This is a genomic window from Enterobacter cloacae complex sp. OE43NF, assembly GCF_023544405.1.
GTDB classification, from domain to species: domain Bacteria; phylum Pseudomonadota; class Gammaproteobacteria; order Enterobacterales; family Enterobacteriaceae; genus Enterobacter; species Enterobacter cloacae.
Genome location: NZ_JAMJFW010000015.1, coordinates 68442 through 87563, shown reverse-complemented (window position 1 = coordinate 87563; position 19122 = coordinate 68442). Strand labels below are relative to the sequence as shown.

The 19122-nt window shown below is 57.4% G+C and carries 17 protein-coding genes; 10 read left to right on the top strand and 7 right to left on the bottom strand.

All coding sequences use genetic code 11. The annotated features are described in order from the left end of the window. Positions 1–14 precede the first annotated feature (14 nt). Complete coding sequence (locus tag M8370_RS09575; RefSeq protein WP_250020833.1) at positions 15–2156, bottom strand: TonB-dependent siderophore receptor; 2142 nt, start codon at positions 2154–2156, stop codon at positions 15–17. Between the two features lie 382 nt (positions 2157–2538). Here M8370_RS09575 and M8370_RS09570 point away from each other — a divergent pair, with 382 nt between their 5' ends. From M8370_RS09570 to M8370_RS09550, 5 genes are read left to right on the top strand one after another with little or no spacing between them, the layout of a single operon-like run. Further along, on the top strand, positions 2539–3351 hold the full coding sequence (locus M8370_RS09570) for an ABC transporter ATP-binding protein (protein ID WP_045902680.1): 813 nt from the start codon (positions 2539–2541) through the stop codon (positions 3349–3351). Continuing rightward, positions 3348–4331, top strand: coding sequence for a FecCD family ABC transporter permease (locus M8370_RS09565; RefSeq protein ID WP_045902681.1), 984 nt, complete (start codon positions 3348–3350; stop codon positions 4329–4331). Before M8370_RS09570 ends, M8370_RS09565 begins: the two co-directional genes overlap by 4 nt. Further along, positions 4328–5368 (top strand): FecCD family ABC transporter permease, encoded by a 1041-nt coding sequence (locus M8370_RS09560; RefSeq protein WP_213382570.1) that lies wholly within the window; start codon positions 4328–4330, stop codon positions 5366–5368. The genes M8370_RS09565 and M8370_RS09560 overlap by 4 nt, the downstream gene beginning before the upstream one ends. Positions 5369–5377: 9 nt before the next feature. Continuing rightward, positions 5378–6328, top strand: coding sequence for an iron-siderophore ABC transporter substrate-binding protein (locus M8370_RS09555; protein WP_250020832.1), 951 nt, complete (start codon positions 5378–5380; stop codon positions 6326–6328). Next, positions 6325–7212: a MurR/RpiR family transcriptional regulator gene (locus M8370_RS09550; RefSeq protein WP_250020827.1), complete on the top strand. Its 888-nt coding sequence runs from the start codon at positions 6325–6327 to the stop codon at positions 7210–7212. Before M8370_RS09555 ends, M8370_RS09550 begins: the two co-directional genes overlap by 4 nt. 23 nt (positions 7213–7235) lie before the next feature. Here the strand turns inward: M8370_RS09550 and M8370_RS09545 are convergent, their stop codons facing one another. Continuing rightward, positions 7236–8075, bottom strand: coding sequence for a helix-turn-helix transcriptional regulator (locus tag M8370_RS09545; RefSeq protein WP_250020826.1), 840 nt, complete (start codon positions 8073–8075; stop codon positions 7236–7238). 166 nt (positions 8076–8241) lie between these two features. Here M8370_RS09545 and M8370_RS09540 point away from each other — a divergent pair, with 166 nt between their 5' ends. Genes M8370_RS09540 through M8370_RS09530 form a run of 3 tightly spaced genes read left to right on the top strand, consistent with a single transcriptional unit; the run spans position 8242 to position 12547 of the window. Beyond that, entirely contained in the window at positions 8242–10044 is a 1803-nt protein-coding gene (locus tag M8370_RS09540; RefSeq protein WP_250020824.1) for a DUF2264 domain-containing protein, read from the top strand. A 32-nt stretch (positions 10045–10076) separates the two neighbouring features. Continuing rightward, a complete protein-coding gene (locus M8370_RS09535) occupies positions 10077–11342 on the top strand; it encodes an oligosaccharide MFS transporter (RefSeq protein ID WP_013098731.1) in 1266 nt (421 codons plus the stop codon). 17 nt (positions 11343–11359) lie between these two features. Further along, positions 11360–12547 (top strand): glycoside hydrolase family 88 protein, encoded by a 1188-nt coding sequence (locus tag M8370_RS09530; RefSeq protein ID WP_250020822.1) that lies wholly within the window; start codon positions 11360–11362, stop codon positions 12545–12547. Between the two features lie 30 nt (positions 12548–12577). Here the strand turns inward: M8370_RS09530 and lysM are convergent, their stop codons facing one another. From lysM to qseB, 5 genes are all read right to left on the bottom strand, one after another. Further along, complete coding sequence (gene lysM / locus M8370_RS09525) at positions 12578–13018, bottom strand: peptidoglycan-binding protein LysM (RefSeq protein ID WP_013098729.1); 441 nt, start codon at positions 13016–13018, stop codon at positions 12578–12580. An 85-nt stretch (positions 13019–13103) separates the two neighbouring features. After that, positions 13104–13418 (bottom strand): putative quinol monooxygenase, encoded by a 315-nt coding sequence (locus M8370_RS09520; RefSeq protein ID WP_013098728.1) that lies wholly within the window; start codon positions 13416–13418, stop codon positions 13104–13106. Positions 13419–13448: 30 nt separating this feature from the next. Further along, positions 13449–14030, bottom strand: coding sequence for an NAD(P)H-dependent oxidoreductase (locus tag M8370_RS09515; RefSeq protein ID WP_013098727.1), 582 nt, complete (start codon positions 14028–14030; stop codon positions 13449–13451). A 105-nt stretch (positions 14031–14135) separates the two neighbouring features. Further along, positions 14136–15473: a quorum sensing histidine kinase QseC gene (qseC, locus tag M8370_RS09510; protein ID WP_062934222.1), complete on the bottom strand. Its 1338-nt coding sequence runs from the start codon at positions 15471–15473 to the stop codon at positions 14136–14138. Continuing rightward, on the bottom strand, positions 15470–16129 hold the full coding sequence (gene qseB / locus M8370_RS09505; protein ID WP_038983484.1) for a quorum sensing response regulator transcription factor QseB: 660 nt from the start codon (positions 16127–16129) through the stop codon (positions 15470–15472). Before qseB ends, qseC begins: the two co-directional genes overlap by 4 nt. Positions 16130–16268: 139 nt before the next feature. Between qseB and M8370_RS09500 the strand changes: the two genes are divergently transcribed. Both M8370_RS09500 and parC read left to right on the top strand, forming a co-directional pair. Beyond that, entirely contained in the window at positions 16269–16670 is a 402-nt protein-coding gene (locus M8370_RS09500) for a YgiW/YdeI family stress tolerance OB fold protein (protein WP_020689494.1), read from the top strand. Positions 16671–16788: 118 nt separating this feature from the next. After that, positions 16789–19047 (top strand): DNA topoisomerase IV subunit A, encoded by a 2259-nt coding sequence (parC, locus tag M8370_RS09495; protein WP_250020820.1) that lies wholly within the window; start codon positions 16789–16791, stop codon positions 19045–19047. Positions 19048–19122 lie beyond the last annotated feature (75 nt).

Below are 19122 nucleotides of genomic sequence, written 5' to 3'. Positions count from 1 at the left end.
CGGGCTTTTTTACATCAAAACGCCATCTTCACCGTAAACTGCACTTCGCGCGGGTCGCCAATCTGGTTGCCCAGGTTGTTGGTCGCAATGGACGAGGTGTAGTAGGTTTTATCAAACAGGTTCTTCACGTTCACCTGCAGCGTCACCGGATACTGCAGCTTCATTTTGTAGGCCATAAAGGCATCGGCAACAAAGTATCCCGGCAAATAATAATCCGCACCGTTGGTCGCTGAACGACGGCTCACGCCTTGTCCACCGCCGCCAAGCGTCAGGGTATTCCCGCCGATCGCGTTATGAATGTCGTAGGTCAGGAACAGGGAACCGGTATGACGCGGCACGTTCGGCAGGGGCTTACCCGCGTAGTCTGGATCTTCCAGCACTTTGGCATCGGTGTAGCCGTAGCTGGCGATAATATTGGTATTCTCAGTCAGCGATCCGGCAAGATCCACCTCCACACCCTGCGAGCGTACGCGGCCAGCGGTTTTGGCGATGGTTTCACCCCCCACGCTTTCGTTGTACAGCACGTTGCGCTTGTGAATATCAAACAGCGCAATGTTGGCGGTAATGCCATCGAACAGGTCAAATTTAGCCCCCACTTCGTAAGCATTAGACGTTTCCGGCGGCAGGTCACCAATGTAGCTCGCAATGGACGATTGCGGCATAAACGTCTGGGAATAGTTAGCAAACAGCGAGACGGATGGCGTGAGCTTGTAGACCAGCCCCAGCTTCGGCGTCCACTGTTCGTCGCGGCTGTCGGTATTCACATTGAACGGGCGGCCCTTGCCCGCATACTGGGTGTAATACTGGTAACGCAGCCCGGCAACGGCAATCCATTTATCGGTGAGATACAGGGCGTCCTGCGCGTAGGCGGAGTAGCTTTCCTGTTTGAGCGTCTGGTCGCTATCAGCGGCGGAGACGGTGGTGCATTTGCTGAGATTGCCGTAGGTCGGATGGTAGATATTGAAATCTTTAACGTTCTTACAGCGCATCATGTCCGTACGCAGCAGATCGTAATTCTCATACGACACACCGGTCAGGATCTCATTGTAAAAGCCCGCGATATCTACGTTCCCCTGCAGATCCGCACGCGTACTGTGCATACGCTGAGTCGAGCCCTGGGTTGCATCCACGCGGCGGGTCAGGTTACCCGTTTTGGCGTCATAGGCCATCACGCGCGCCTGGTTATCGCTGTATTTATCCTGGCTAAAGCTGTAGTCAAACTTCGCGGTCCACTGGCTGTTAAGACGGTATTCGGCGTTCAGCTGCGCCAGATCGGACTGCCCGTCGGTAACGTTAAACGGCTCGTCAAAACGGGTTTTACGATCCACGTTTACCGGCTGTTTGGTGTTGAGATCGAAAATGGTTCCCCGATCGAACGGCGTCTTATAGTCGCGATGTGAATAGAGCACGGTCACGGTGGCATCATCACCAAACCAGGTCAACGACGGGGCGATAAAGGTGCTGCGCTCGTTGCCAAAATTACGCCAGTAATCTTCATCCTGATACTCGCCCGTCAGGCGATACGCCAGCCGCGTGCCGTCAATCGGGCCGGTGACATCAATCTGCCCGGTGCCGCCGCCAAAGCTTGAGGAGGTAGCGGAAATTGAGCCGCCGAAGCGGGTTTCCGGGCGTTTGGTAACCACGTTGATCAGGCCGCCAGGATCGAGAATGCCATACAGCGTTGAGGACGGCCCTTTCAGCACCTCCACGCGCTCGGTCGCGGCATTAAAGCTGCGCGGCAGCACGGTGCGCAGACCGTTGGTCATTATTGACCCGTCGCGGTTCGCGCCAAATCCCCGGCGCACAAACGCATCCTGCGTACCGCCCAGGGTGTTGGTCTGCACCACGTTGCTGACGTTATAAAGGGCTTCATCAAGCGAAGTAGCATGCTGATCTTCCAGCACTTTATCACTGACGGTATTCACCACCTGCGGAATATCCAGCATTGGCATGTTGGTTAGCGTGGCGGTAGAGGTGTTAAGCGGCTGATAGCCGTTTGTGGCCTCGGCCACGGCATGGGGATCGGCGGTGACGGTCAGCGTTTCGCCGTCGTTAGCCGTTGCGGTGTCGGCCGCCTGCACCAGCGGTGCCATAAACAGCAGTGAAAAGAGCGCGCGCCCTTTTACCCCAGAGAGAGAAGGTGTGAACGTAGCCATTACATCTGTTTTCCCAAAAGATCCCGCGCATGAAGAGTGCGGAAGAATGTATGAGTCATTGCCCTTAATTGTCTGCTCGTTAGCCGTGTGGCATCGAACATGTAATTGAGAATCATTCAATCATGCGGCAATGTAGTAGTAAATGGAAAAAAGCAAAAATCGACTACAGCCTGAAACCTCCCGTCCTGATATAAGTGAATTGCATATAATTCATTGAAAAAGCTTAAATAAAAAATAAAAGCGCCGCTGTAGTACCTGTTATTTAACCCTGGCTTTATCAGGGTGTTTATCCCCTTGACTACTACATGGCGCAGCGGCAAACTTTCAAAAGAGAATGAGTTTTATTTTTATTTGTTCGATTTTTTATTAAGTTGGCATTCACGTGGCGCACAACACCCATACACCGGGGCTGGTTCTTGAGAACCTCTCCGCGGGCTATCAGAAAAAAATCATCGTCGATGATATCTCCCTTGCGATCCCCCGGCAGAAAATGACCGTGCTGGTAGGGGCGAACGGCTGTGGAAAATCCACGCTACTGAGCACTATCGCGCGTCTGCTGCAACCACTTGGCGGGGCCGCACTGCTTGATGGCAAAGCCATTCACGAGCAACCAACCAGAGCGGTAGCCCGCCAGCTGGGGATCCTGCCGCAATCTCCGCTGCTGCCGGAAGGGCTGACCGTGTTTGAGCTGGTATCACGCGGCCGTTTTCCCTGGCAAAATTTTATGCGCCAGTGGAGCGATGAAGACGAGCAGGCCGTTGAAGAGGCTCTGCACCTGACCGGTACGGCAGAGTTTGCACATCAGCCCGTCGAAAGCCTCTCCGGCGGCCAGCGCCAGCGCTGCTGGATCGCAATGGCCCTGGCGCAGCAAACGCCCTATATCCTGCTGGATGAACCGACAACCTTTCTCGATCTCCGCTATCAGGTGGAGATCCTCGAGCTGCTGCATACCCTGACCCGCCAGCATGGCCGTACGGTGGTGGTGGTGCTCCACGATCTCAACTTCGCCGTCAACTATGGCGATTCCCTGGTCTTTTTACGCCAGGGCAAAGTCGAGGGGGTATTGCATGAAGGCGACGTCTGCACGCCGGAACTCATCAAAGCGGTGTTTGATGTCGATGTCCATATGTCGGTTAATCCCCTGACCGGTAAGCCGTTCTTTATGCCATTCCGCCAGGCGGCGGAAAAATTATGATGCGAACGTCACTGGCTTTCCTGCTGTTTGCCTTGCTGCTGGTGATGGGCGCGATTGCCCACCTGGGTATCGGTGCGCGTGTCATTGCTCCCCAGACGGTGGTGCAGGCCTTGCTTCATTTCGACCCGCGCAATTTCGATCACAACGTGATTGTCAGATTACGCCTGATACGGCTGGCTGCCGCCATGGTCACCGGGGCGGCGCTGGGCGTGGCGGGCGTGTTGTTACAGTCGGTGATCCGTAACCCGCTGGGCGAGCCGCATATTCTGGGGCTTAACGCGGGGGCGGCGCTGGCAGTGGTGCTGACCAGCGCGCTTGGGTTTACCTTGCCGTTTGGCCGCCCGCTGATTGCCGCTGTCGGTGCCGCCGCGCTGTTTATGCTGGTGTTGACGTTCTCCTCTTCAGGGCGAACCGGCCTCACGCCAATGAAAATTATCTTATGCGGCGTGGCGATGTCGGCGTTTGCGTCGTCGATTACCGCCATGGTGCTGATTCTGGATGAACAGACGCTGCTTGCCATGCGCACCTGGCTGGCGGGAGATCTTGCCGGGCTTAACGCGGAGATCGTTCGCAGCGCATCCTGGGTTGCCGCTGTGGGGGTCGCTCTGGCGCTCTGGCTGTCGCCATCGCTCAATATGCTGGCCCTGGGCGACCGGATGGCGCAGGGGCTGGGCGTGTCGCTGCTCAAAACTCGCCTTTTGGCTCTGCTGGCGATTGCGCTGCTTTGCGGCGCAGCCGTCTCCATTGCCGGGCCGATTGGTTTTATTGGCCTGGTCGTGCCACAGCTTATCCGCCGTCTGGTGTCGGTGGACTTACGCGTGATGGTGCCGCTTTCTGCCCTGTGCGGGGCACTGGTGTTACTGCTGGCGGATATCGCGGCCCGTACGCTGTTTACGCCGTATGAGCTGGCGACCGGGATCATGACCGCGCTGGTGGGTGCTCCTCTCTTTATCCTGATGGCATCAAGGATGTTCAAATGAGCCGGGCCGGACTGCGTGCATGGCGTGTCGGGCCGTTTTCCGGGCAGGTACGCCCGGCGGCAGTGGCGCGCGTTACGCTTATCGCTCTAATGGGCATTCTCCTGCTGGGGTTTGGCCTGACGCACGGTTCGCTTCCCATTCCCACTTCCGCCATCGGGCGCGCGCTGTTCTCCGGAGAACCCCTGGAGGCGGATGCGCGCTATATCGTGATGGATATCCGCCTGCCACGGCTGCTGATGGCCATTTTAAGCGGCGCGATGCTGGGCATGGCGGGGGCGGCGATGCAGTCCATCACCCGCAATGGCCTGGCCGATCCGGGGCTTATTGGCGTGAAAGAAGGCTGCAGCGCGGCGGTGCTGCTGCTGATTTTTCAGTTCCCGGCGCTGGGGCTGGCCTGGCGTCCGCTGGTCGGGATGGCCGGTGGTCTCATTACCGCGCTGCTGGTGGTGGCGCTGGCCCGCGATATCTCGCGTCCGCGTTTTATTCTGATTGGGATTGGCGTGTCATGGGCTTTCTCTGCGGCAATGGGGATCTTTATGACCACCGCCGACGTGCGCGATGTGCAGACGGCGATGCTGTGGCTGGCGGGGAGCCTGCACGCGGCAAACTGGACGCTGGTCGGTATCGCCGCAGCCTGGGCGGCCCCGGCGTTTGCGCTACTGCTCTTTACCGCCCGCGCGGCTGACGTGGCATTGCTGGGTAACCACGCCGCAACGGGGCTCGGGGTTCGCACCGCACGATTAGCCCTACTGCGCGTTCTCGCGCCGGTGATGTTAACGGCGGCCTGTGTCTCCTGCGTGGGGAGTATTGGTTTTGTGGGGCTGATTGCGCCGCATATGGCGCGTCTGATGCTGCGCGGTGGGCAAACCGCGTTGTTGATGGGCAGTGCCGTGCTGGGTGCGCTGCTGGTGCTGCTGGCGGATACCGTCGGGCGGCTGGCATTCCTGCCGTTGCAGTTACCGGCGGGAATTGTGATTTCACTGATTGGCGGACCGTTTTTCCTGCTGCTGCTCTGGCAGCGTCGGGACAGATTTTAGAGGACTAAGATGCGCGTACTTGTTTCGATGCTGTTGCTGATAGGGTTTGCGGTGGGTGCGGCGGAGCCGACGCAGACGTTCACTGACGATCTGGGGCGTAAGGTGGAGGTGCCGCTTCACCCGAAGCGGATAGTCTCGCTGCACGACCTGGATATCACCATTCCACTGATTGAGCTTGGCGTACCGCCCGTCGCCAGCCATGGCCGCACGCGCCCGGACGGCAGCCATTTTCTGCGCGCCAGCGGCATGCTGACGGGGGTGGATTTCGATAATTCCGACATCAAATTCATCGGCACGGCGGATATCGACATTGAAGCCATTGCTGCCGCCAAACCCGATCTGATCATCACCGAGCCGACCCGCAACACGCCGGTGGAACAGCTGGAGAAGATTGCCCCGACGGTGAGTATCGACCATCTCGACGGCGGTGCACCGGAGATCTACCGCAAGCTGGCGCAGCTCACCGGTACGCAGGCGCGGCTGAAAATCCTGGAGCGCCGCTATCAGGAGCAAATCAAGGTGCTGAAGGCGACCATCGATACGCGCAAAATCACCGTGTCGGTGATTCAGGCTAACCAGGGAAAAATCAATGCCATGCACAGCTACCACTCTTTAGGCCGCGTGCTGCGTGACGCCGGATTTACCTTCCCGCCGCTGATTGAGAGTATTCCTGAAGGGGGACGGATTGACGTCAGCGCCGAACGTCTGCCGGAGCTGGACGCCGATTTTGTCTTTGCCACCTGGCGCGGCGACACCGGGGGTAAACCGCAGGACGAGCTGGCGGCGATGGAGGCGGTGATGCCGGGCTGGTGCCAGTTCCTGAACGCCTGTCGGACCGGCCACTACGTGCTGATTTCACGCGAAGAGGCCATTTCGAACTCCTTCGCCTCTTTAGGGCTGATGGCCGCGCAGGTACAGTCGCAGATTGCCGGGCGGCCATTGCCGGAGGTATCACCGTGATCCGTAAAGAGAAAGGGCGCGTGGATGTTTACGGGGAGCGCTTTCGCGCACGTGCACATCATCTGACGCCGCGTCTGCTGCAGGTGGCGCGCTACATCAACGAGAACCGGGAAGCGGTGATGGAGCAGACGGCAATGGAAATCGCCACGCTGCTAAAAACCTCGGACGCCACCGTGGTCCGCGCGATCCAGGCGCTGGGTTTTGCCGGGCTGCGCGATCTGAAGCAGACGCTGGAGCAGTGGTTTGGTCCGGTGGTGACGTCCAGCGAAAAGATCTCCTCAACGGTCAACACGCTCACCAGCGACGTTAACGCGAGCATCGATTTTGTGCTGGAAGGGCATCAGCACACCTGTGAGATCTTGTCGCAACCGCACAACCGCTATGCGATGGCGCAGGCGGTGTCGCTGCTGGCACAGGCCAGGCAGGTGGCGATCTTCGGCATTGGTGCCTCCGGTATTCTGGCCGAGTACACCGCCAGATTATTCAGCCGGATGGGGCTCCCCGCCATGCCGCTCAACCGCACCGGGATAGGCCTTGCCGAACAGTTGATTGCGCTCCAGCGCGGCGATGTGCTGGTGATGATGGCGCAAAAATCTGCACACCGGGAAGGACAAACCACGTTGCGGGAAGCCAAACGTCTGGGGATCCCGACGATTTTGCTGACCAACGCCCTGGACTCACGTTTCAGCAAAGAGGCCAGCGTGGTGATCCATGTGCCGCGCGGCGGAGAAAAGGGCAAAATCCCGCTGCACGGTACGGTGCTGCTGTGCCTGGAGATGATTATTTTGTCCGTCGCCTCCACCGAGCCGCAGCGCACCATCAAATCCATGAAGCGTATCAACGAGTTTCATCGTGGGTTAAAGCCGGGGAAGAAGAGCGGTTAAAGCATGCCGGGCGCTCACGTCGTTTATCGGTCAGCATGGTTCTTCCGGTACTGCAACGGCGTCTCGCCAATCCCCTTCTTAAACGCGCTGATAAACCACGTCACGTCGGAAAATCCCACCTGGGTGGCAATCTCGCGTACGCTCGCCTCGCTGTGCAGCAGGCGCTCGCAGGCCTTGCGCAGCCTTAGCGTATTCAGATAGTCATGGATCTTCTCGCCCGTCTCCGCATGGAATTTTCGCGATACGTAGCTGCGGGATTTCCCCAGCGTTTCTGCCAGTGCGTCCAGGCGAAATTTCTCCTGGTAATGTTCGTCCAGCCAGAACATCACCTGGCTGGCGAGCCCAAGGCTACTGCCCGGCGCACGGGCATTATCGTCCGGGAGCATGGCGAATAAACCAATCAACAGCGCGGCTATTCCCTCGCGGGTTAAAGGCGACGGGTAACAGCCGAGCAGATGATCGACATGGTGATGGCAGTGCGCCAGATCGGCGACCCACGCTCCCGCGCCGCGGGCAGAAAGTTTCTGCAGCCGCTGCTGCGTGTGGGGAAAATCGCGCAGGGCTGTGAGCACCGCGTGAGGGTCGAGATGAATAATGGTACGTCGGTAAATCGCTTCTGCCTGCTCATCCACCCTCACTTTATGCAGGGTAAACGGCGGAAAGAAAAACAGCCGCCCGGGGCGCATGGTGTAGTGACGGTTATCGACAATGGCGACGCCAAATCCTTCTTCTACATACAGAATCTCCAGACACTGATGCCAGTGATGATAACGCACGGTATTGGCAAACAGACGGCTGAATGACACGACGGTGTCATTAAAGGTGATCAGTTCCAGCCGGTCGGAGGTGGGCGTGTCGCGCATAGTGCAATAAAACTCAATTTTCTGCCGTTATCTTCTCGTTATAAACCACCTTTTTAAATTTTCTCAACTGGAGGTTTATTTAGCCTTCACGGCTGTGACGTGGCTAACATTTATCCCCCTTGCGGATTCACTATCCTTCGTCGCAGTTGATGACGAGGGCGAGCGTATGTCTAAAAAATCAAATCCATTGTCTTCGCGCCAGGAGGTGGTGGCGTCGTTACATGACCTGCTGGGCGCGCTGGATAAGTCCTTTCCGCAGGATTGTTCCCGGTTCTCGCTGGGAGAAACCTGTGCGCACTACCCCACGGAGATTGCGCAGATGGAAGGGCTATCCCGTGCGCTGTGGGGGCTGTTTCCGCTGATGGCGGGCGGCGGGGACGAGCCGTTTAGTGAGAAGTACCTGACCGCCATTAAGCTCGGCACCGATCCGCAGAGCCCGGGCTATTGGGGGGAAACCGGCCCGTACGACCAGCGTCTGGTGGAGATGGCGGCTTATGGCCTGGGGCTGGCGCTGCTGGGGGATAAGCTCACCCGCCGCTTCAGCGAACGTGAGGTAATGAACCTGCACACGTGGCTCAACCAGATCACCGATGCGCAGATGCCGGACAGCAACTGGAACTACTTCGCGATTATGGTGCAGCTTGGCTTCAAATGTGCCGGGCTACCGTATGATCCGCGCGCCATCTACCGTCGGTTTGCGATGATGGAGGCGTATTATCTGGGTGACGGCTGGTATTCTGACGGTCCGGGCCGCCCGAAGGATTACTACATCTCAATGGCGTTCCACTTCTACGGCCTGATTTATGCCACCCTCGGCGGTGATGAAAAAAGGGCGGAGGTGTTACGCGAGCGTGCCCGTCAGTTCGCCGAAGATTTTATTTACTGGTCTGCCGCCGACGGCGCGTCGGTACCGTTTGGCCGGAGCCTCACCTATCGCTTCGCGATGGTCGCTTTCTGGAGCGCCGTGGCCTTTTCCGGGCTGAATGTCTTCTCGCCGGGCATCGTGAAGGGCATTGTGCTGCGCCATCTTCGCTGGTGGCAGCGGCAGCCGATGACCGATCGCGACGGTATTTTGACCCTCGGTTTTACTTATCCCAACCTGGTGATGTGCGAGGATTATAACGCCCCCGGCTCACCGTACTGGGCGCTGAAAACGTACCTGATTCTGGCCTTGCCGGAGTCACACCCGTTCTGGCAGGCAGAAGAGCAGCCGCTCCCCTCGCTGGCGGAAAAACGTGTGATCCACCCAGCGCAGCACATCCTGATGCATGCGGATAACTCACAGCACGTCACGATGCTCACTACCGGTCAGCTTGAGCTGAATAACTACGTCAACACCGAAGCCAAATACACCAAATTTGCGTACTCAAGCCGCTTTGGCTTCACCCTCGAACGGGGGCGCTTTGGCCTGAAACATGCCGCCTGCGACTCGATGTTACTGCTGGCGGAGGGGGATAACTACTTCCGCGGGCGTCGTGAATGCGCGGAGGTGCGGGTGGATGAGAACTACCTCTATTCACGCTGGTCACCCTGGCATGATGTCCATGTCGAAACCTGGCAAATTCCCTTTGGCGAGTGGCACGTGCGTCTGCACCGCATTAACAGCGCTCGCACCCTTCAGGCAGTGGAGGGCGGTTTTGCGGTGATGAAAACCGAACACCACATTCATGAGCGTGGCTGTTACCTGACGGCCAGTAACGGCAGCAGCGTGATTGTCGATCTCTCCCCGGCCATTGCCCGGGAGCCAGACAGCATCGTCACGCCGCCGAACAGCAGCATTATGTTCCCGGAATGCGCATCCATTCCGCTGTTAAAAACCGATCTCCCTCAGGGAGAGAGCTGGCTCTGTTGCGCCGTCGTGGCCAGCGAGAACCCCCCCGCGGCATTGGCACCTGAACTGAAGATGACCCCTGACCAGGTCGCGATCCGCGAACCCGGAGGCGAACGTAAGCTGTCGTTCACATTATAAAAAATCTGACCCTACACGTCGGCGAGGATGATATGAAAAGTGCATCTACAACGAACAGAACCGAATATTACAAAATCAGCAGCTTTATATTTCTCTATTTCTTTACCTGGTCCGCCAGTATTGGGCTATTAGCCATCTGGCTCGGCCAAAAGGCCAATCTCAGCGGCTCGGTAATTGGCACTGTCTTTGCGGTCAACGGTATCTTCTCAGTCATCCTTAAACCGATCTACGGCTATATTCTCGATAAGATCGGCATGAGTAAATACCTGCTCTATTTTGTGGTTGCCATGTCCGCACTGATGGCGCCGTTCTTTATTTATGTTTATCAGCCGCTGCTGATGTCCAATACTCTGGTGGGGATCATCATTGGCGCGCTCTATTTAAGCTTTGCCTGGTACGCGGGCGTGGCGGCGTGTGAATCCTATTCTGACCGCTTTAGCCGTTTAAACGGTATGGAGTTCGGGCAAATTCGCATGTGGGGATCGCTTGGCTGGGCCGTGGCGTCCTCGTTCTCCGGTCTGCTGTTTAATCTCTCTCCGGCGTATAACTTTATTTTGGGCAGCGTCGCATCCATCATCATGCTGATCGTCCTTGTGAGCCTGAAAGTGAACACTAACTCCGCTCACGCCAGCGAGGTGCTGACCAAAGAGAAAATCGCCCCTGCGGATGTCTATGCCCTGCTGCGTAACCGCAAGTTCTGGGCGTTCTGCCTGTATGTGGCGGGCGTGGCGTGGATGATGTTTATTGCCGAGCAGCAGTTCTCACGCTATTTCGTCACGTTCTTTGATGATATTCACCAGGGTAACGCGGTGTTCGGTTATCTGGGAACCGTACAGTCGGGTATGGAATTTGTGATGTATATGGTGATCCCGCTGTTGGTGAATAGTATTGGTGCCAAGCGTGGGCTGTTAATTGTCGGGCTGGTGGTCGGTGCGCGACTGATTATTTCCGGCCTGTGCGATTCCCATCTGTTAATTTCCGTACTGAAACCGCTGTATGGCCTGGAAATATGTCTGCTGCTGGTATCGGTCTTTAAATATATTGCTGAGCATTTCGATAAACGCGTTAACGCCACCATGTATCTGCTGGGCTATCAGGCCATGCTCTACGTGGGCAACGTGGTTGTCTCTTCGCCTGCCGGCTATCTGTATGACCGCATCGGCTTTGAGCACACCTATATCATTATGGGAGCCACGGCGCTGACCTTTACGTTTATCTCTGCCTTTACGTTATCCGCCTGCCAGAGCAAATGGCGCGGTACCCGCTCGCTGAACGCAGCAGAACCCTCATCCCGGTAATTTAAAGGACCCGAAACATGTTAAGTCGTATCAAAGAGGAACACCTGCAGGCTATTCCTGTCCCCGTTGAATCGCGGACATTACGTGATGAACTCAGCTCTGCCCGCAGCCACGTGCTTGAGCTGATTAGCCGTCATTTGGTGGCGTTTGGTGACCGATTCCCGGCAGAAACCTGCCAGAACGGGGTTTATCCGCTGACGGAGAATGTGGAGTGGACCACCAGCTTCTGGACCGGTCAGCTATGGCTGGCGTGGGAGATGAGCGGTGAGACAACGTTCCGCGAAATGGCTGAAAAACACGTGCGCTCGTTTGGCCTGCGCATCGCCGGGCGTAATGATACCAACACTCATGATTTGGGGTTCCTGTATACGCTCTCCTGCGTGGCGGCCTGGCGACTGACCGGCAACCGCGAGGCGCGCGGGTTCGCCCTGCTGGCGGCTGAAGCCCTGCTGGAGCGCTTTCACCCGAAGGCGAAGATTATTCAGGCCTGGGGCGATCTGTCAGACCCGGAGCAGGCCGGGCGGATGATTATCGACTGCAACATGAATCTGCCGCTGCTCTACTGGGCGACGGAACAAACCGGCGACGCGCGCTTTGCTGACGCCGCAAAAGCCCACGTGATGCAAGCCGCCAGGTACCTGATTCGTGAAGATGCCTCGACGTTCCACACCTACTACATGGATGTGGTTACCGGCGCGCCTCGTTACGGCAACACGCAGCAAGGATACGCGGACGACTCCTGCTGGTCCCGTGGGCAGGCGTGGGGGATCTACGGTTTTATGCTGAGCTATCTCTATACCGGCGATAAGACGATGATTGTGCTGTCAAAACGCCTGGCAAACTACTTTCTTAATCGTCTGCCGGAGGATTATGTCTGCCACTGGGATCTGGCGCTGCTGGGGACAGATGCACTGCGGGATTCCTCCTCGGCGGCCATTGCCGTCTGCGGGCTGCTGGAGCTGGTAAAACAGTTGCCGGTCACGGATCCGGATCGTGAACGTTATCTGGGCTGGGCTAAAGGGATTATGTCGTCACTGACAAAGCACTATCTGATGGGCAAAGACGAGAAGGGGAGCGGGCTGCTTAAGCACGCTGTCTATCACCTGGCGAGCAACAAAGGCGTGGATGAGTGTGCGAGCTGGGGCGATTACTTCTACGTTGAGGCGCTGGTGCGGTTCACCCAGAGCTGGAAGCCGTACTGGTAAAAGGTCGGGGGCGCGCCCCCGACGTGTGGGTTACGCCTTAGGAATACGCAGCGTCTGGCCGGGATAAATCTTGTCCGGGCTGGATAGCATCGGGCGGTTCGCCTCAAAAATCTTGTTGTACTGGTTGGCATCCCCGTACACGGTTTTGGAGATGGCGCTGAGGGTGTCGCCTGATTTCACCGTATAGTAGGTGGCTTCATCTTTGGCATCAGTGGCGGTGATGTTGTTTTCCACCTCGCTGACGCCCGCAATATTGCCGACGGCGACCTGGATTTTTTCTTTCTGCTCTTGGGTCAGCCCGTCGCCCGTTACGCTGGCTTTACCGTCGGTAACATTGACCTGCACTTTATCCGCGCCGGGAATGTTGAGTTTCTTGAGGTGCTCGGTGATTTTGTCGCTCTGGCCTTTATGATCGGTCAGGTTGTCCCACAGCTTTTCGCCTGCTTCTTTTACGAAGTTAAAAAGTCCCATTCCTTCCTCCTGTTAATCATGAAGTCAGAATAAGCATAGCAGGTCAGAGAGATTTCCCTCTCCGAAAGGAGAGGGAAGGCAGGTTTTACACCCCTTGCTCCAGAATACGGATGTGGGTTTCCAGCACGTCACCTTTTACCGCATCGCTCCACGCTTTCATGTGTGCGGTCTGCAGGTGCGCTTCGAGATGCGCCACGGTTTCCCACTGCTCAACCATGATGATGGAGTCCGGCGCGGTGGCCTGGAAGCTGGCGTTGGTTGCGGCGTCAACCATCGGCGCATAGCCGTGGCAGCCTTCTTCTTGCAGTACGGTTGGGATAATTTTCGCGAACTGATCCAGCACCGCCTGGCGGTGATGTTGGCCAGGACGGGTACGGATTTCAGCAATAACGGTAAGCATAATTAACTCCTTCTAATTCCAGGTTACCAGTTAAGCAAAAATTTCAGCCAGATGCTTGCGATATTCTGCGATATAGCGCGGGACGTCAGGCATTTTAATCACGTCGTTGACGATAAAGGTCGGCAGCGGGTCCATGCCGAGGAACTGGTTAGCCTTGTGGAACGGCAGGTATGCGCCGTCTACCCCTACGCCTTCAAAGAACTGATCTTTATCGGTGAACGCGTCCAGCGGGGCGTTCCAGGTCAGGGAGAGCATATATTTCTTACCCTGAATCAGGCCGCCTGAACCATATTTTTTAGACGCGTCGGAACGGGTACGGCCGTCGCTGGCATACAGTGAACCGTGGCCCTCAGTGAACACGTCATCCATGTATTTTTTCACGGTCCACGGTGCGCCCATCCACCAGCCCGGCATCTGCCAGATAACCACGTCAGCCCACAGGAAGTTCTGCACTTCGGCTTTCACGTCGTAATGGCTGTCTGCGCGAACAACCTTAACATCATGCCCGGCGTCGCGCAGGAAGCCGTCCGCGACCTCGGTCAGGGTGTCATTCAACTGGCCTTTAGAGTGGGCGAATTCTTTCGCACCGTTGATAATCAGAATGTTGCTCATTATTTGTCCTCGTCGATGAGAGTATGGCGAGTATTCTACGCGCGAGGGCGATACGGTAAAATGAGCAAAATGTGCAAAGTCTTTTGCGTTAAATGCAATAATCCCTTACCAGCACACCTTCACATCAACGCCGCCTTCCGCAGCATTATCCAGTGAAACGCGCATTCCGTGCAGGGCAGCAATGCGTTTTACAATCGATAATCCCAGCCCGCTGCCCGTGGCATCCTGGCCGGGTGGACGATAAAAACGCTCGCCAATACGGGCCAACGCCTCGGGGGCGATCCCTGGTCCGTTGTCGCGTACGGAGAAGCAATGGGCGTCCAGCGTAACGTCAACCACGCTACCGCGCGGGCTGTAACGAACGGCGTTATCCAGCAGGTTACGCACCAGCAGGCTCAACAGCAGCGGCTGACCCGTGCGTTCAGCCTGCGGGGCGTTGATGTTCAGGCGAACGTCGATACCCGCCTGCTGCGCCGGATGCCAGATGTCCAGAACCGCTGATTGCAGCAAATCGGCCATCTTTATCGGTTCGACATCGTCGAGATTTTCCAGAGAGTCCAGACGCGAGAGAGTGAGGAGTTGATCCACCAGCCGGGATGCCCGGTCGATCCCCGCGTGGAGCTGCGAGAGCGCTTTTTCCTGCGCCTGCGGGTCGTCCAGAGAGAGTTGCGCCACGTCGGTTTGCACCTTCAGGGCCGCCAGCGGGCTACGTAATTCGTGCGCGGCATCGGAGGTAAAGCGGCGCTCGCGGCTCATCATCTCCTGGGTTCGGGTAAAGAGGTGGTTCAGGGAGTCCAGAAGGGGGCGCACTTCTGATGGCACGCCCTGTGTCGGCAGAGTGTCGGTGGCATCCGGTGAGCGAAGGCGCAACGTCTGAGCCAGTTTTTTCAATGGCTTAAGCTCCCGGCTCAGCAGGACAATCAGCAACAGCAGCATCACCGGTAGCGCCACCAGCCACGGCGTCAGCTGCGAGCTGACCACATCCAGCGCCATCTCCTGCCGGTATTCCCACTCCTGACCGACCACCACGCGGTACTTCCCGTCCGGCGAGGTCAGCCATAAGAAACGCCAGTCATCGTTGTCGTCTTTGAGCCTGCCGTCATCAAACCCATCGCGGCGATAGTGATACGGGATGTCGCGGCCGTTTTCCCCGTCATTGAGGATCATCGTGCCGTCGGTAGCGTAAATGGCGAAGGCCAGAGCATCGTCGTCCAGGCGACCGTGCTTCACTTTTTTGGGGATCTCGCGCATCCGCTCCGGAGCGCGGATCTCATCCAGATCCATCGTCAGCAGCCGTTTAGCAAACAGCATCTGCTGGGTATCAAACAGCTTATCGAGCTTGTGGGTCGTCTGCTGCCAGGCGACAAGGCTTGCGGCAAACCAGGCCGTCAGCGACAGCAGCAGAAAAAGAAGCGTCAGACGGAGTTTCAGGCTCAGTTTCATGCGTCACCCAGGGTATAGCCGATACCATGAACCGTGCGGATAAATTCGCTGCCCAGCTTACGCCGCAGATGATGGACGTGAACTTCCACGGCGTTACTGGAGACGTCATCGTCCCACGTATAGAGCTTCTCTTCGATCGCTTTACGCGGCAGGACGCGGCCCGCATTGCGCATCAGTAACTCCAGCAGGGCGAACTCTTTGGGCTTGAGGGCCAGCGTTTCCCCCTCCAGTGTGGCGACGAGTCTTGTCGGGTCGAGCGTCACTTTGCCATGACGCAGCTCGCTGCGCGTCTGACCGTGGCTGCGACGCACCAGCGCCTCAAGGCGGGCGGCCACTTCGATCAGCGCGAAGGGTTTGCAGAGATAATCATCGGCTCCCAGGCGTAGCCCCTCGACGCGCTGATTCAGCGCATCCCGCGCGGTCAGGATAAGCACCGGCTCGCTGCGCCCGCTTTCGCGCCAGGCGCGCAGGATCGCCAGACCGTCGATCTCCGGTAGCGTCAGGTCAAGCACCACCGCATCGTAAGGGGCAGAACAGAGCGCTGCCTGGCCGGTTTTTCCGTCGGTGAACCAGTCCACGCTGAAGCCCATTTTGCTTAAGCCCGCTTTGATGCCATCGCCTATCAGCTTGTCGTCTTCTACCAGTAATATGCGCATATCCCCTCCTTGATGGCGTCAGTAAACCCTCTGGATCCGCCTGCTGTACAGTAAAAAAATATAAATTTTCCCCTTAAGAAGTTGTTAAGGATTACCCTGTTTAATGGATTGCGACACCACATTAAAGGGAGAGATGAATATGAAAAAATTCGCTGCAATGGCTGCTATCATGATGATGACCACCGCACCGGTCTTCGCTGCTCAGGGCGGTTTTACGGGCCCATCAGCTACCCAACCCCAGACTCAGACGCAGGCAGGCGGTTTTGTTGATAACAACGCCAACCTGACCACGGCCGCGAAAGTCAAAGACCTGAAGGACGACGCCTGGGTGAAGCTGCGCGGGAACATCACCGAACGCCTGTCCGATGACCGCTACACCTTCCGCGACGAGACCGGCACGGTGGTGGTTGAGATTGATCATAAGCGCTGGAACGGTGTGACCGTGTCCCCGCAGGATAAAGTCGAGCTGCAGGGTAAGGTCGATAAAGACTGGAACGAATTTGAAATCGACGTGAAGCAGGTTATCAAGCTGACGAAATAACCCAGAAAGGGCCGCTTATCCGGCCCTTTTTCTTTGTGACTCAACTCGCCAGATAGGGTAGTATCTGCGGCAATATTGCCTGAAACCCATCGGTTTCTGAGTTGAGGAATCACACGTAATGAGCGATATGGCAGAGCGCCTCGCGCTACATGAATTCACGGAAAACGCCTACCTGAACTACTCCATGTACGTCATCATGGACAGGGCATTGCCGTTTATCGGGGATGGCCTGAAGCCCGTTCAGCGTCGCATCGTCTATGCGATGTCCGAGCTGGGGCTGAACGCCACCGCCAAGTTCAAGAAATCCGCCCGTACCGTCGGTGACGTACTGGGTAAATACCATCCGCACGGCGACAGCGCCTGCTATGAAGCGATGGTGCTGATGGCCCAGCCGTTCTCTTATCGTTACCCGCTGGTGGACGGTCAGGGGAACTGGGGGGCACCGGACGATCCGAAATCCTTCGCGGCGATGCGTTATACCGAATCCCGTCTGTCTAAATATGCCGAAGTGCTGCTGGGCGAACTCGGCCAGGGGACGGTGGACTGGGTGCCAAACTTCGACGGCACGCTGCAGGAGCCGAAAATGCTGCCTGCACGTCTGCCGAATATCCTGCTGAACGGCACCACCGGTATCGCGGTCGGTATGGCGACGGACATCCCGCCACACAACCTGCGTGAAGTGGCGAAAGCCGCCATCACCCTGATTGAACAGCCGAAAACCTCGCTGGACGAGCTGCTGGATATCGTCCAGGGGCCGGACTTCCCGACCGAAGCTGAGATCATCACCTCGCGTGCGGAAATCCGCAAAATCTACCAGAACGGCCGTGGCTCCGTGCGCATGCGCGCGGTGTGGACCAAAGAGGACGGCGCCGTGGTGATCACCGCGCTGCCGCATCAGGTCTCTGGTGCCAAGGTGCTGGAGCAGATCGCCTCCCAGATGCGCAATAAAAAGCTGCCGATGGTGGACGACCTGCGCGATGAATCCGACCACGAAAACCCAACCCGTCTGGTGATCGTGCCGCGCTCTAACCGCGTGGACATGGAGCAGGTGATGAACCACCTGTTTGCCACCACCGACCTGGAAAAAAGCTACCGCATCAACCTGAACATGATCGGTCTGGACGGACGCCCGGCGGTGAAAAACCTGCTGGAGATCCTCTCCGAATGGCTGACCTTCCGTCGCGATACGGTGCGCCGTCGTCTGAACCACCGTCTGGAGAAAGTGCTTAAGCGCCTGCATATCCTCGAAGGTTTGCTGGTCGCGTTCCTCAATATCGATGAAGTCATTGAGATCATCCGTACCGAGGACGAGCCGAAGCCCGCGTTAATGTCGCGCTTTGGTATCAGTGAAACCCAGGCTGAAGCGATCCTCGAACTGAAGCTGCGCCATCTCGCTAAGCTGGAAGAGATGAAGATCCGCGGTGAGCAGAACGAGCTGGAAAAAGAGCGCGATCAGCTGCAGGCGATCCTCGCGTCCGAACGCAAAATGAACACCCTGCTGAAGAAAGAGTTGCAGGCCGATGCCGATGCCTTCGGCGACGACCGCCGTTCTCCGCTGCATGAGCGCGAAGAAGCGAAGGCGATGAACGAGCATGACATGCAGCCTTCAGAGCCGGTCACCATCGTCCTGTCCCAGAGCGGCTGGGTGCGTAGCGCCAAAGGCCATGATATCGACGCGCCGGGGCTGAGCTACAAAGCGGGCGACAGCTTCAAGGCGGCCGTGAAAGGCAAGAGCAACCAGCCGGTGGCGTTTATTGACTCCACGGGCCGGAGTTACGCCATCGATCCGATCACGCTGCCTTCCGCGCGCGGTCAGGGCGAACCGCTGACCGGCAAGCTGACGCTGCCGCCGGGGGCGACGGTTGACCACATGCTGATGGAAGCCGACGACCAGAAACTGCTGTTGGCCTCAGATGCGGGTTACGGCTTTATCTGTACCTTTAACGATCTCGTGTCACGTAACCGTGCCGGTAAAGCCATGATCAGCCTGCCGGATAACGCACATGTTATGCCGCCGCTGGTGGTTGAGAACGAGAGCGACATGCTGCTGGCCATCACGTCTGCCGGGCGCATGCTGATGTTCCCGGTCAGCGACCTGCCGGAGTTGTCAAAAGGGAAGGGCAATAAGATCATCAACATCCCGTCGGCGGAAGCCGCAAAAAGTGAAGATGGCCTGGCGCATCTCTTCATTCTGCCGCCGCAGAGCACGCTGACCATTCATGTCGGCAAGCGTAAAATCAAGCTGCGTCCGGAAGAGTTGCAGAAGGTGGTGGGCGAGCGCGGACGCCGCGGTTCGCTGATGCGCGGCCTGCAGCGTATCGACCGCGTGGAGATCGATTCTCCTGCACGCAGCAACGCGGGCGACAGCGAAGAGTAACGCGTTTCGATCCCCCTCTGTTCCGGAGGGGGATATCCAATAAAATTTCCCGTAAAACCGTTGTTAATTCGTGCG

Excerpts from the sequence above, each read along its gene's own strand:
- M8370_RS09575 (WP_250020833.1), bottom strand. The coding sequence starts at position 2,156 with ATGGCTACGTTCACACCTTCTCTCTCTGGGGTAAAAGGGCGCGCGCTC.
- M8370_RS09565 (WP_045902681.1), top strand. The coding sequence starts at position 3,348 with ATGATGCGAACGTCACTGGCTTTCCTGCTGTTTGCCTTGCTGCTGGTG.
- M8370_RS09560 (WP_213382570.1), top strand. The coding sequence starts at position 4,328 with ATGAGCCGGGCCGGACTGCGTGCATGGCGTGTCGGGCCGTTTTCCGGG.
- M8370_RS09555 (WP_250020832.1), top strand. The coding sequence starts at position 5,378 with ATGCGCGTACTTGTTTCGATGCTGTTGCTGATAGGGTTTGCGGTGGGT.
- M8370_RS09545 (WP_250020826.1), bottom strand. The coding sequence starts at position 8,075 with ATGCGCGACACGCCCACCTCCGACCGGCTGGAACTGATCACCTTTAAT.
- M8370_RS09540 (WP_250020824.1), top strand. The coding sequence starts at position 8,242 with ATGTCTAAAAAATCAAATCCATTGTCTTCGCGCCAGGAGGTGGTGGCG.
- M8370_RS09535 (WP_013098731.1), top strand. The coding sequence starts at position 10,077 with ATGAAAAGTGCATCTACAACGAACAGAACCGAATATTACAAAATCAGC.
- M8370_RS09530 (WP_250020822.1), top strand. The coding sequence starts at position 11,360 with ATGTTAAGTCGTATCAAAGAGGAACACCTGCAGGCTATTCCTGTCCCC.
- lysM (WP_013098729.1), bottom strand. The coding sequence starts at position 13,018 with ATGGGACTTTTTAACTTCGTAAAAGAAGCAGGCGAAAAGCTGTGGGAC.
- M8370_RS09520 (WP_013098728.1), bottom strand. The coding sequence starts at position 13,418 with ATGCTTACCGTTATTGCTGAAATCCGTACCCGTCCTGGCCAACATCAC.
- M8370_RS09515 (WP_013098727.1), bottom strand. The coding sequence starts at position 14,030 with ATGAGCAACATTCTGATTATCAACGGTGCGAAAGAATTCGCCCACTCT.
- qseC (WP_062934222.1), bottom strand. The coding sequence starts at position 15,473 with ATGAAACTGAGCCTGAAACTCCGTCTGACGCTTCTTTTTCTGCTGCTG.
- qseB (WP_038983484.1), bottom strand. The coding sequence starts at position 16,129 with ATGCGCATATTACTGGTAGAAGACGACAAGCTGATAGGCGATGGCATC.
- M8370_RS09500 (WP_020689494.1), top strand. The coding sequence starts at position 16,269 with ATGAAAAAATTCGCTGCAATGGCTGCTATCATGATGATGACCACCGCA.
- parC (WP_250020820.1), top strand. The coding sequence starts at position 16,789 with ATGAGCGATATGGCAGAGCGCCTCGCGCTACATGAATTCACGGAAAAC.